Below are 12,838 nucleotides of genomic sequence, written 5' to 3'. Positions count from 1 at the left end.
ACTGAGCCATGGCGATCAAACAACTATTAAAACGTACCAGTGGCTGGCTTTATCTCAACTCGCCGGTGGGCCGCAATCAACTGCAAGGCGCCGGTGTGATCCTGATGCTGCACCGGGTGCTGGCCAGCGACCACGCCGCCGAACTGCCCCATCGCAATGAGCTGTGCGTCGGGCCAAAAGCCTTCGAACACTTGCTGGTGTGGCTGAAAAAACACTTCGATTGCGTGTCGTTGATGGACATCTTGCAACCCGGCACGGTGAGATCGGATCGCCCGAAAATCACCCTGACCTTCGACGATGGTTGGCGCGACAATGCGCTGAATGCCTTCCCGCTGCTGCAAAAATACCAGGTGCCGGCGAGTATTTTTCTCTCCACCGATTTCATTGGTAGTCGTCAGCGGTTCTGGTGGGAAAGCATCGGCGAAACCCTCTGGGGCAGCCACGGTGAACGGGCGCGGATGCAATTGATCGATTGCCTGCGACAAGTCGGTCGGCCGTTGCCGGTGGCCTTCGATGAACTGGATGTGGAGCGTCGCAGCCTGGCCTTGCTGCATTTTCTGCACAGCCTGAAAACCCTCAGCCCTGCTGACTTGAATCGCCTGACCGACGAGTGCCCGGACGAGTCATTGCCCCAGGCGCTGGACTGGCAGCAGGTGCGCATGCTGGAAGGCTCGGGGCTGGTGCGGTTCGGTCCCCACGGCGCCAGCCATGCGATTCTCACCGGCCTCGATGATCAGCGTTTGCATGAAGAACTCAGCCGCAGCCGCGACGCCTTGCACAATGGCTGCAACCGTCCGCTGCCGGTCTACTGCTACCCCAACGGCGACAACGATGCGCGGGTACGCGAACACGTTGCCGATCACGATTACCCGTTCGCCCTGGGCACCGGCACCGGGATCTATCGGGGCACCGATGACCCCTTGAACCTGCCCCGTTTCGGCGTCAGCCAACGGGTGGCGCGCAATCCGCAGCTGCTGTCCTGGCGCCTGTTCCGCGGGGCCCGCACATGAGCCGCAGCCATTACCTCAAGCATCTGGCCCTGAGCATGGGCACCAAACTGGCGATGATCGGTTTGCGGCTGATGCGCAACGTGTTGCTCGCAAGGATCCTCGGGCCGAGCGAACGGGGTTTGTTTGCCCTGCTCAGCACCTTGCCCGACCTGATCAGCGCCGCCACCAGCGGCGGGCTGAATTCGGCGGTGGGTTTTCAGGCGGCCAAGCAACGCCCCATGGGGTTGCTGCTGAGTCAGGTGCTGGTGTTCGGTTGCTTGCTGGCGGGTCTTTTGACTTTGCTGGTGGTCGCCCTGGTGCGTGAGTTCGGCAGTGAACTCGACATCACCACGCAACTGGGCCTGCTCGCCTGGCTGTTGTTGCTGGCGGTGCCGCTGACCGTACTCAAGAGCGGACTGCTGACCTTGCACAACGCCTCTGGCGGCGTGGTGGCCTTCAACGCGTTGCGCCTGGTGGAATCCCTGGCGCCGCTGCTGCTGTTTCTCGCCTTGTTCTGGATGTGGAAAGACGCCGCGCTGGAAGCAGCGCTGATCAGTTGGCTGGCAGGCATCAGCCTGGTGGTACTGGCGGGCTGGTTCTGGCTCAAACGCGCTCAGCCCCTGAAATTGCAATGGGACCGCGCCAGCCAGAACGAGCTGCTGCGCTACAGCGCTCGCAGCCATCCCGACCTGCTGTTCCAGCAAGTGATCCTGCGCTCCGATTACCTGTTCATCGGCGCCCTGCTCGGCAGCACCGCGCTCGGTCATTACGCCATGGCCAGCGCCGCCGCCGAGTTGCTGCTGATTGTCCCGGAAGCCGTGACCACGCCGTTGATGAAACGCCTGCTGCAACAGGAAGAAGGCATCGACAAAGTGACGCCGCTGGCCCTGCGCCTGACCGCCACGGTGATGCTCGGCGCCTGCGTGACCATGGCGGTGATCGGCGAATGGCTCATCGTGACGCTATTCGGCGCGGCCTATCAGCCGGCGTATCCGGCCTTGCTGGCACTGCTGCCGGGCCTGTTGGGCCTGTGCTACGCGAGCATCCTGCGCCTGGACTTGCTGGGCAAAAACCGTCCCGGCACGATTTCGCTGTTGATGGGGCTGGGCGCCTTGCTGAACCTGGCGCTGAACCTGGTGTTGATTCCGGCCTACGGGATTGTCGGCGCGGCGGCGGCCTCGTCCATCGCCTACCTCGCGGTGACTCTCGCGCTGCTGGTGATGTACTGCCGGTTGAGCGGTGTGCCGGTCTGGCAAACCCTGATCATCCTGCCCAGCGATGTAACGCCGATGCTGCACATGCTGCAACGGAAGTCGGCATGAAACGCCTGGTCCTGCTGTTTAGCCTTGGCCTCGCGCTGAGCGCCCAGGCGGCGCCCATGCGTTGGGCCGATATTCGCGACGGCAGCCTGTACCTGCAACCGGATCGTCCCGACACGCTGACCATTCGCTGGGCGCCGGCGTGGCAGGCGGATGCCAACGAAGAACGCCTGTACCTGCTCGACGGCCAGGGCAAACTCCAGGGCGAGCGCCTGATCGCCGCCAGCGAATCACGCGGCAGCCAGAGCTGGCCGTTGACCCCGAGCGCCTCCAGCTATCAACTGGAAATTCCGGGCTACAGCTTCCGTCGCTACCGGGTTGAACACGACGAACACACGGTGGCGTTGTTCGCCCCGGCCAAGGTGCATTTCAGCGCCGAAACCCACAACGGCGATGAGCTGTACTTCAAGGTAGCGCCGGGTGAGCGCGCAGTGCTGGCTGGCAAGTTCCATGGCGGTGTCAGCGCCTTGCAAGCGCAGCGCATGGGCGACGGCAAACAAGTGGCGCTGACGCTGAAACCGTATCGGGGTTATTGGCAGTTCGACAAGGTCGAGTTGCCCGTCGCAACAGAAGCACAGGTCTGGCGCCTGCGCCTGCAAGGCAGCGGCAAGGTGGCGTTCTGGCTAGATGGCACCGCCAACCTCTTCGCCCAGAATCCGCAGCAACTCAAGCCCCTGCGCGAAGACGATGGCCAGGTCCGGCTGACATTGCACAATAAAATGCTGGGGCCGACCCCGAACCTGGGCATCGCCCTGCCCTACGTCAAGGTGCCGGAATCGAGTTATGCCGTGCTCGATGCACTCAAGCCACAGGCGGGCACTTACTACAGTTTCGTCGACATCACGGCGAAGAATCCGCACTACGAAGATGAATTCCGTCGGCTGTATCAGGACCGCTTCGGCATCACCCAGGACATCACGCTGTTGGCCGGGAGCCAGCGCCAGGCTGACTTGCGCGCCGACACCCTGAGCAACGCCGGGCTCGACGCCTGGCTCGCGTCGACCCGGGCCCTGGGTGGCAAAGGCACGCACTACATCGGTTTTGCCGACGAGCCGAACCTCAATTACCCGGACTACGCCAACTACCAAAGCATCTTCAACAGCATGGCCCGGCAAGTGCGTAGCAATCCCGCCAATGCCAAGGCCGGCGTGCGCATCGCCATGCCCGCCAGTTCGCGACTGGTCAACGGCCCGTTTGCTGACAACGCCGCCGACAAACGCGGCATCGATTGGGCCAAACGCTTGCTGGCCGAATCCGGCGACAACATCGATGCCCTGGCCTGGCACGAATGGATGATTCGCGACCTGCTGGCAACACGGGTCTACCGTGACAGCGTGCGCCGCGCCGCCGACCTGGTCGGCCTCGACGCCCAGGGCCGGCCGCGCAAAGCCTTGCTGCTGGACCAGACCAACATGTCCAGCGGTTCCAGCCTCAGTCCTTACGATCAGGAAACCCACTTCGCGTCGTTGTGGTGGACGTCGGTCGTCATCAACTCGTCTCAGGATGGCTTGCTGGAGATGCTGAGCTGGTTCCAGGCCGCCGACGAACCGAACTACCCCAAAGGCATGTTGCGTGTCCTCGGCGAGGATCGCTTCGAGCTCAAGCCCGTGGGCCTGGCTCAGCAGTTCATCCGCCAGCATTGGCTGCACGACGTGATGCTCCTCGATAACGACGCCTTCGAGGTCGACGTGCTGGCCATGGCCGAGGACAAGAAGCGCAGCCTTCTGGGCGTCAATAAAGCCACGCGCTTGCAGCGTGTGGCCCTGACTGGAGTCCAGTGTCCGCTGGCCAACGGTTCATTAAGCTACTTCGGTGCCGACAACCGCGCCCGCGACGCACCCTTCAATTGCCAGGACGGTCGCGTCAGCTTCGAGCTGCCAGGACGGACCCTGTTCAATCTCAGCTGGAGCGCCTCATGAATTGCCAAGTATTGAATAGCGAAATCGGCCATTGGCCGCACCTCGCATCACTCCACTCGCGGCCGAGACCGTCAGGAGTCAATAACATGAGCGTTTTGCAGAAACTCAGCCAACACATCAGACAAAAAGGTTGGCGCGCCACCCTCAGTAAAATCTGGAAGCACTACGTGTTTTTCCATCAGGAACTGTTGTGGATGGAGCGCGATCTGGTCACTCCGGTGCCGCCTTACAAACTCAGGCCCTACCCGCCGCTGCAGGTAGTGCGCATCACCCCGGAAAACGCCGTGGCGTTCACCCGTTACTTCGGTGACCGCGTGGAGACCATGGCCGAACTGGCACGTGAAGGCTACACCGGGCATATGCACCTGGACGACAAGGGCGATGCGGTGGCCTTCATCTGGGGCGCGGCGCGCAACTATCACGACAAGCACTACTACGGCTGCTGGTTTCCGGTGAAAGAAGGCGAGTTCTTCGAATTCGGCGGCGAGCTGACCCGTGCCTATTGGGGCACCGCACTCTCGATGGACCTGCAGACGGAGTTGTGGAAAGCCATGCTGGCCCAGGGTTGCCACACGGTGGTGGATGTCTGTGAGTTCCACAATGTCCCTGCCCTCAAGCTGCACATACGCACCGGCTACAAGGAACAAGGGCGGATCATGAACGTCTACGAGCTGTTTGGTCGCTGGCGCTTCTACCGCGAAACCCATTACAGCGGCTCACGCCTGGATGCCTTGCGCAAACCGGCACGTGAACCCGCCACAGCAGCGGTGAGCTGACCCTATGGCAGCACGATTCGAATGGCGCACTTCGTTGTGCGCCGCTGATTTCCCGGAAACGGCTTATGAAGCGTTGCGTCTGCGAGTGACGGACCACACGCCATTCAATACCCTGGCCTGGATGCGTGCATCCGAACAGGCCCTGACCACCGGGCAACGCTTGCATGTGTTGCTTGGCTGGCAGGGTCATGAGCTGGTCTTGTGTTTGCCGTTGGTGGCCTCCGTCGAGCGTTTCGCCAGGCTGCCGTTTCGCGTGCTGCATCACCTTGGCTACCCACTTGCCGACCGCCTCGCGCTCCTTGCAAAAACGGACTCGGAGAATATCCGCAAGGCACTGATCGAGATCCGCCGACAACTTCCCCATGCCCTGCTGCAACTCAACGAGTTGTCGGAACCGGTCGGCGAAGAAAGCGTGCTGACCGAGTGGATGGCGCACAGCTCGACCGGTGAACGGCGCCTCAGCTGTCGGGTGCCGGTGCACGTGATCAGCGACGCGGACCACCAGGAAGTTTCGGGTGACCCCCGCTATAAACTGCGCCGCGCACGCAAACGCATCGCAGCCTGTGGTGCCCAGGTTCGACGGATCACCCCCGATGCGTCGACCATGGGTCCGTTGTTGCAGGCCATCAGTGAAGTCGAAGCGGTCAGTTGGAAAGGCGATGAAGGCGTCGGGATTTTCGCCGACGAACGTCACCGACAATGGATGGACCGAGCCTTCACCGCCCTCGCCGAACAGGGGCTGGTGCGGGTCGTGGTGCTGGAGCTGGACGGGCGCTGCATCAGCTACCGCCTCGGGTTGCTGGAGCAAGGCCGGTTGTACGATTACAACCTGGCGTTCCTGCCGCAATACGCCGATCTGGGCAGCGGTCGGGTGCTGCTCGACGAGTGGATTCGCTGGGGGCTGGACGAGCACTGGCGCTGGATCGATGCCTCGCGGGTGAGCCTGGAAAATTCCAGCCATCAACTGCACGAACGCATGACCGGGCAACTCGAACACTGGCGCTGGAGTTTCTATTCCTGGCGCCCCAGCGGTCTGGCGCTGGGCCTGGCCCTGAGACTCTGGCAGCGGCTCAAACCCTTGTTGCAGAAATGGCAAGCCAAACGGGCAGCAGCGACGGTTGCCACTGCACCGGCGCCCGTTGCCGCAGCGGTCAAAGCAACGAAGCCAACCGACACAAACAGGGAGGGCGACCATGCCTCGCCAAGTCATAGTCAACGCTGACGATTTCGGTCTCAGCCCGTGCGAAAACGCGGTAATCCTGGGCGCCTTCCAGGCGGGGGTGATCAGCTCCGCCACGGCCATGGCCAATATGCCGGCCTTCGAAGCGGCGTGCGTCATGGCCCAGCATCCGTTGCTCAAGGACCGGATCGGCCTGCATTTCAACCTCACGTATGGGCGTCCGTTGAGTCAGTCGATTCTGGGTCGAAGGAACTTCTGTGACAGCCATGGGGTGTTCGATCTCAACCTGTCCCGCCATCGCCTCTGGCTCAGCCGGGGGGACCGCGACGCAGTGCTGGAGGAGCTCAACGCCCAATGGCAACGCTGCGTGGACAACGGTGTACGGCCCAGCCACATCGATTCCCATCAACACGTTCACAACATCTGGCCCATTGGTGAGATCGTCGCCCGCTTCGCCGCGAGCCAAGGAGTGCCCGTGCGCCTTGCGCGCAATCTGGGGCAAAACCTGAGCTTGCCCAAGCGTGTGTTCAAGACCTTGCTGAATAATCGCTTGCAGAGCCTGGCGGGTGTGACCGCGGATTATGTGTGCACACCGGTGGACCTGCGCAATGAGGCCATGCCGACCGATGGTGTGCTGGAAATCGTGGCTCATCCGACTCAGCTTGGCGCTGATTTCGGTGATGCCTATTTGCAGCCAGAAGAGTCTCTAACCCTTGTTCTAGAGCGGCGTCTTCACGGTGTGCCGCGGGCTTCCTATGGTGTTTTGAACAGCCATTTGGTGACCGGTGAAGCCGCGCTCGAATGAGTTACATACGTTGCAACACATTCAAAGCTGGCGCTTTGATATGAACTTTCAAGCTTGATCTATACCCATCAAAAGCGTTTCCACCCACACCCTGGCTTAGGCTAAGGAGAGCGTCATGAGCATCATCGAAAAGCTTCGCGAACGCATAAAACAAAAGGGCCTGAGCCGCACGTTCAACACGCTGTGGAAACGCTACGTGTTCTTCCATTGGGAGCTTTTATGGATGGAACGGGACCTGATCAGCCCGGTACCGCCGCACAAACTGCGTCCCTATTCGGGACTGCGCATGGTGACCATCACCCCCGAAAACGCCAGCGCCTTCGGCAAGCATTTTGGTGACCGCGTCGGGACCATGGCCGAACTCGCCACCGAGGGTCACACCGGGCACATGTATCTGGACGAAGAAGGCCACGCTGTTGCGTTCATCTGGGGCAGCGTCCGCGACTACCACGACCGTCACTATTACGGCTGCTGGTTCCCGGTCAAACCTGGTGAGTTCTTCGAGTTCGGCGGCGAAATGGCCCGCCCCTACTTCGGCACCAGCCTGTCGGTGGATGCTCAGGTAGACCTCTGGGCGGCAATGGCAGCCCAAGGCTGCAACAAGGTGGTGGACGTCTGCGAAACCCACAACATCCCTGCCCTGAAGCTGCACATCCGCATGGGCTACCACGAACAGGGTCGCGTTACCCACGTCTACGGCCTGTTCGGACTCTGGCGCTTCTACCGCGAAACCCGCTACACCGGCTCACGGCTTGATCCGCTGCGCAAACCGGGACGGCCAGTGGTAACAGGGGCGGCTAGCGCCTGATATCCGATAGACAGACCGAGTTGCGGCCATCGCGAGCAGGCTCGCTCCCACAGTAGATCCTCAGCGCACGCAGATTTTGTGTTCGACGACGATCCAATGCAGGAGTGAGCCTGCTCGCGATGGCGGCGGCACATTCAGTATTGATGTGACTGACAGAGAGCTATCGCGAGCAGGCTCGCTCCCACAGTGGATCTCCAGCGCATGCGTATTTCGTGTTCGACGACGATCCAATGTAGGAGTGAGCCTGCTCGCGATGGCGGCGGCACATTCGGCATTGATGTGACTGACAGAGAGCTATCGCGAGCAGGCTCGCTCCTACAGAGGATCTTTAGCGCACGCAGATTTTGTGTTCGACGACGCTCCCACAGTAGTTCCTCAGCGCACGCAGATTTTGTGTTCGACATCGATCCAATGTAGGAGTGAGCCTGCTCGCGATGGCGGCGGCACATTCGGCATTGATGTGACTGACAGAGAGCTATCGCGAGCAGGCTCGCTCCCACAGTGGATCTTTGGCGCACGCAGATTTTGTGTTCGACGACGATCCAATGTAGGAGTGAGCCTGCTCGCGATGGCGGCGGCACATTCGGCATTGATGTGACTGACAGAGAGCTATCGCGAGCAGGCTCGCTCCTACAGTGGATCTTTGGCGCACGCAGATTTTGTGTTCGACGACGCTCCCACAGTAGATCCTCAGCGCACGCAGATTTTGTGTTCGACGACGATCCAATGTGGGAGCGAGCCTGCTCGCGATGGGCGCGACTCGGTCTCAGCGCTTCACCCCCACCCACGTAAAACACAACGGCAACTGCGCCGTCTGCCGCTCATACCGGTCATAGAGTTCCTCGCGGTTGGAATGCGGGTACTCCTTGAAATGGCTGATCTGCAGTCCCGCCTCGATGGCGCCGGTGAAGATGGCGCCCAGGGTGTGGACGAACCAGTAGGACGACGCGGTGTGCTGGTCGACTTTGCCTTCGTAGACGATCGGCTGGTCCTGCACGAACGGCTCGCTGCGAAAGTACGAGCTGTCCAGACGATAGGGATCGGCGGCCTCGGGGTCGACCATTTCCAGGAAGGGGTGGGTTTCGTACACCACCAACGCACCGCCGGGCTTGAGGGTCTGCGCGACATGGTGGAAGAATTCGCCGATGTCGGGCATCCAGTTCAAGACGCCGATGGTGATCAGCGCCACGTCGAAGCGGTCATGCAATTCAGCCGGCAGGTGATGAATGTCGGCCTCGATGAATTCGGGCTCATGGGGTGAGAGTCCAGCCAGTTCCCGCGCCTGATCGAGAAACGCGTCGGACTGGTCGACGCCCACCACGCTGCGAGCCCCCAGCGCAAACAGCGAAAGACTTTCCCGTCCGTTGTTGCAGCCCAGTTGCACCACGTCCCTGCCATCGACGCCGACCTGCTCCAGTACACCGCAAAGTGTGTCATCGATGCAGCAAAAATCGCGATGACTGACCGCCTCCACCAGAGCCTGCCAATCGGGCGTGTCCTTGTGGTGTCGGGCGGAGTCGTTCCAGGCATCGCGGTTGCTGGCGATGGCATTTTTTTTGGTCGGCATTTCCATTGCACACTCCAGAATCCGGGTCATTGTTGACCGGCACGAGTCTAGATCAGGGTGCTGAAAAACCCCATTGGGCGTTTGTTGGAATGTTGTAATCCGGGCGCCGCGAACGCGTGCCCGTAGGGCAGCTATAGTTAATGGCCTTGGGGAAGTGCGGGAAAACCGATTTCGCAGGTGTTGCCATGAAAAAAACTGATCTGACGCTGTTGCTCGCCCTCAGCCTGACCGCCATCACCGACGCCCAGGCGGACGATACCCTGACACCCACCACTGACTACAGCAGTGAGTTCAATTATTACGGGGCCGACCAGCCCTTCGCCCACCCGGTGCCGCCCTCCCTGAGCACCGTGCCGCCTCGGTCATACATCCCGACCGCACCTCAGGACTTCATCCCGATTGCCAGCCAGCATGAGTTCCACGACTCAATATTACCGACCGTCGCGGATGCCTCAGTCCGGGTATTCATCCGTTCCTACGATCCGGTACGTGGCGTCTACGTCAACCAGGAAGTCCTCGACCCCACATGCGTGCTCGAATGCCTCATCCGTCAGGGGGCAACGTTGCAATAAATCTCACCACTGGCGTTTGTCCGGGCGTGCGAGGCCGAGCTTTTCGATCCGGTAACGCAGCATGTCGCGACTCAGGCCCAGCAAGCGTGCGGACTTGGTGACGTTCCAGTCGGTCTTGTCGAGCATCTTGCGCACCATGTCGCGCTCGACTTCCGGCAGGTTCATCGACTCGGTGCCGTTGTAAGCCGGTCGCGGTTCGTGGTGCTGGGGTTCTTGCAGCACGATCGGATCATCCACCAGGCTCAGGCAGACGTTGAGCTGATGGGCGGCAATCGTATCGCTTTGCGCCAATAACACGGTTTGCTCGAGCATGTTGCGCAATTCGCGCACGTTGCCCGGCCAACTGTAGCTGAGCAGCAACTCTTCAGCCTGGTCACTGAAATGCAGGTGCGGTTTGCCATAGCGTTTGCCGTGGATCGCCAGGAAATGCCGGGCCAGCAGCAGGATATCGGCGCCGCGGGCATACAGGCGCGGCACCTTGATCGAAATAATGCGCAAACGGAAGAACAGGTCACGACGGAACTTGCCCTGTTGCACCATTTGTTCGAGGTTGCAGTTGGTCGCGCTGATTACCCGCAAATCGACCTTGCGTTCCTTGACCGAGCCGACCCGGCGGATGGTCCGGTCTTCCAGCAGCTTCAGCAGTTTGGCTTGCAGCAGCAGGTCCATTTCACCGACTTCATCGAGGAACAGCGTGCCGCCATCGGCCGCTTCCACCAGACCAACTCGACGGTCCTTGGCGTCGGTGAAGGCGCCCTTCTCGTGGCCGAACAGTTCCGACTCCACCAGATTGGAAGGGATCGACGCGCAGTTGAATTCAATGAACGGACCTTTGCTGCGCGGACCGTCGAAGTGCAGCGCCCGGGCCACCAGTTCCTTGCCGGTACCGGTCTCGCCTTCCACCAGCACGGGCGGCAGGTCGGTGTTGGCCATGCGCCGCTCGGCGTCGAGCAACTGGGTAATGGTGTTTTTCAAGTATTGCATCGGCGCCGATTCGCCGATCAATGCCTGTACGCCTGACTTCTGCGCCTCGCGCTCCTGATAAAACGACAGCGTGCGCTCCATTCGATCAGTGGCCAGGGCCTTGTCCAGCAGCAGCTTGAGCTCCGGCAAGGCCACCGGTTTGGTGACGTAATGAAAAGCGCCCTCTTTCATCGCCACCACGGCATCTTCGACGTTGCCGTAGCCGGTCATCATGATCACCTTCAGATCCGGCGCGCTGATGCGCAGCTTCTGGATCAGGTCGTGACCGCTCATGCCCGGCAGCGAGTTGTCGGTCAGCACCACATCAGGGGTGAACGTACCCAGTTTATCCAACGCCTCTTCAGCCGAATGGCAGACCGTCACCTCGAAGTCTTTGCGCTCCAGGTAGGTCTGAATATTCTCGGCCAGGAGTTCATCATCCTCGACCAGCAGTATGCTGTGCTCCATATTCCCCTCCCGTTGCCACTTTGAAATTGAGACAGACGCGGGTTCCTTCCTGCTCCTGGCTGGTCAGTTCGACCGAGCCTTCGAAACGCTCCATTATTCGTTTGACGAGGGCCAGGCCAACGCCCAACCCTCCCTGTTTGGTGGTGAAAAACGGCTTGAAGACCATCTGTTGCTGCTGCTTGGTCATGCCTTTGCCGGTATCACTCAGGGTCATCCGCACCTGAGCGGACCTGGGGTGCTCAATATCGATACTGAGCAAACCGCCCTTGGGCATGGCCTCAAGGGCATTGGCAATCAGGCTATTCAGAATCTGGGTGAGCAGCACCCGTTGGCTGACGACCGGTGGACAGGTCTGCGGCGTGAAACGCACCTCCACGTTCGAGCGTCGGATCAGCGCGTCGAAAGCGCTCAGGGTGTCATCAATGGCCAGCACCAGGTCCACCGTTTCGGAGTCGTCGTTTATCGGCCGCAACGACACCAGCAACTCCCGGACCCAGCGCGACATGCGATCGACCTGGTTGATGATGTCGCCGATGTTTTTCTGCGCACTCTGGCTGGCGATTTCCTGGGCTAGTTCGGCACTGGAACGGATGTTCGCCAGCGGATTGCGCAAGCTGTGGGCGACGGCCGAGGACATTTCTCCCAAGGCGACGAAGGTCTCGTTAGAGATCAATTGTTTTTGCTGGCTCTGCAGCAACACGGACGCACGCCGCACGATCCAGAACAGCCCAAGGTAGATAAGCAGGCCACCGAGCAAGGTCGCCAGCCAGATCGCCTTGAAGCCACGCTGAATGCGCTCCACCAGGTCCGCCGGTTCCTTGTAGATCTCGACCATGGCAATGACCTTGCTTTTGTCGGCATTGAACATCGGGATGTAATTCTCGATGAACAGGTACTTGGGCTCGCGCAACAGCATCTGTTCGGGACGTTCCTCGTCGATCTGGTGATAGCTGGTGGAGACCGGCTCCTTCATTTCAAAGGATTCGTCCAGTTCTTCATCACCTTCGACGCGCATGCCGATCATCTGTGGATTGGTCGACCAGACCACCGTGCGATCCAGGGCATACACCACCGCCAACAGCGTGTCCGGCAAGTGTTCGACGTGATCGAGAAACTCAATGCGGGCAGCGGCACGGGCACCTGGGTTTACGTCGGGATAGGCGTTGTCTTCGCGCGGATCGAGCATCTCGCCCATGGTTCTTTTCAGGGTGATGCCGGCGTGGCGAATTTCCGCATCACCGATGGCCTGAATGAATTGCGCAGTCAGCATGGAATCACGCTCGATGCTCTCATCGACAACAAACCGCGTGGACACATAACCCAACCCCATCGCCACCACCGCAATGATGAGAAAGCTTCCCAGCGAAAACCAGCGCAGCAGATTGAACTGTCCACTTCGACTTTGGCCTTCTGCTGCCGGGGCGTCCGGCGCAGGTACTTTTTGTTGTTCCAGTATCTGCATGGGTCTTGTC

General features: G+C 60.5%; 11 protein-coding genes. 8 read left to right on the top strand and 3 right to left on the bottom strand.

From position 1 onward, the window contains the following. Positions 1–8 precede the first annotated feature (8 nt). The 7 genes from QMX98_RS05095 to QMX98_RS05065 all read left to right on the top strand — a co-directional run bounded on the left by QMX98_RS05095 (position 9) and on the right by QMX98_RS05065 (position 7,796). Entirely contained in the window at positions 9–1,010 is a 1,002-nt protein-coding gene (locus tag QMX98_RS05095; RefSeq protein ID WP_083376384.1) for a polysaccharide deacetylase family protein, read from the top strand. Continuing rightward, positions 1,007–2,311, top strand: coding sequence for an oligosaccharide flippase family protein (locus QMX98_RS05090; RefSeq protein ID WP_077749050.1), 1,305 nt, complete (start codon positions 1,007–1,009; stop codon positions 2,309–2,311). Before QMX98_RS05095 ends, QMX98_RS05090 begins: the two co-directional genes overlap by 4 nt. Beyond that, entirely contained in the window at positions 2,308–4,227 is a 1,920-nt protein-coding gene (locus QMX98_RS05085; RefSeq protein WP_282410365.1) for a hypothetical protein, read from the top strand. The genes QMX98_RS05090 and QMX98_RS05085 overlap by 4 nt, the downstream gene beginning before the upstream one ends. Before the next feature lie 86 nt (positions 4,228–4,313). Further along, entirely contained in the window at positions 4,314–5,003 is a 690-nt protein-coding gene (locus tag QMX98_RS05080; protein ID WP_077749048.1) for an N-acetyltransferase, read from the top strand. A 4-nt stretch (positions 5,004–5,007) separates the two neighbouring features. Continuing rightward, positions 5,008–6,225 (top strand): GNAT family N-acetyltransferase, encoded by a 1,218-nt coding sequence (locus QMX98_RS05075; protein WP_077749047.1) that lies wholly within the window; start codon positions 5,008–5,010, stop codon positions 6,223–6,225. After that, on the top strand, positions 6,197–6,988 hold the full coding sequence (locus tag QMX98_RS05070; protein ID WP_083376382.1) for a ChbG/HpnK family deacetylase: 792 nt from the start codon (positions 6,197–6,199) through the stop codon (positions 6,986–6,988). The genes QMX98_RS05075 and QMX98_RS05070 overlap by 29 nt, the downstream gene beginning before the upstream one ends. Before the next feature lie 115 nt (positions 6,989–7,103). Continuing rightward, positions 7,104–7,796, top strand: coding sequence for an N-acetyltransferase (locus QMX98_RS05065; protein ID WP_077749045.1), 693 nt, complete (start codon positions 7,104–7,106; stop codon positions 7,794–7,796). Between the two features lie 766 nt (positions 7,797–8,562). On the opposite strand, the gene QMX98_RS05060 is transcribed toward QMX98_RS05065, so the two are convergent. After that, entirely contained in the window at positions 8,563–9,369 is an 807-nt protein-coding gene (locus tag QMX98_RS05060; RefSeq protein WP_282410364.1) for a class I SAM-dependent methyltransferase, read from the bottom strand. Positions 9,370–9,548: 179 nt separating this feature from the next. On the opposite strand from QMX98_RS05060, the gene QMX98_RS05055 reads away from it, so the two are divergent. Further along, a complete protein-coding gene (locus QMX98_RS05055; RefSeq protein WP_282410363.1) occupies positions 9,549–9,935 on the top strand; it encodes a hypothetical protein in 387 nt (128 codons plus the stop codon). 3 nt (positions 9,936–9,938) lie between these two features. Here the strand turns inward: QMX98_RS05055 and QMX98_RS05050 are convergent, their stop codons facing one another. Together QMX98_RS05050 and QMX98_RS05045 are read right to left on the bottom strand one after the other, a co-directional pair. Beyond that, a complete protein-coding gene (locus QMX98_RS05050) occupies positions 9,939–11,366 on the bottom strand; it encodes a sigma-54 dependent transcriptional regulator (protein ID WP_077749041.1) in 1,428 nt (475 codons plus the stop codon). Next, entirely contained in the window at positions 11,335–12,828 is a 1,494-nt protein-coding gene (locus tag QMX98_RS05045) for a HAMP domain-containing sensor histidine kinase (RefSeq protein WP_282410362.1), read from the bottom strand. Before QMX98_RS05045 ends, QMX98_RS05050 begins: the two co-directional genes overlap by 32 nt. Between the last annotated feature and the right edge of the window lie 10 nt (positions 12,829–12,838).

The sequence above is a fragment of the Pseudomonas sp. PS02303 genome, assembly GCF_029959925.1.
In the GTDB taxonomy this organism is placed as follows: Bacteria; Pseudomonadota; Gammaproteobacteria; order Pseudomonadales; family Pseudomonadaceae; genus Aquipseudomonas; species Aquipseudomonas mandelii.
The sequence above is the reverse complement of the archived record's forward strand: the minus strand, read 5'-3'. Positions and strand labels throughout refer to the sequence as shown.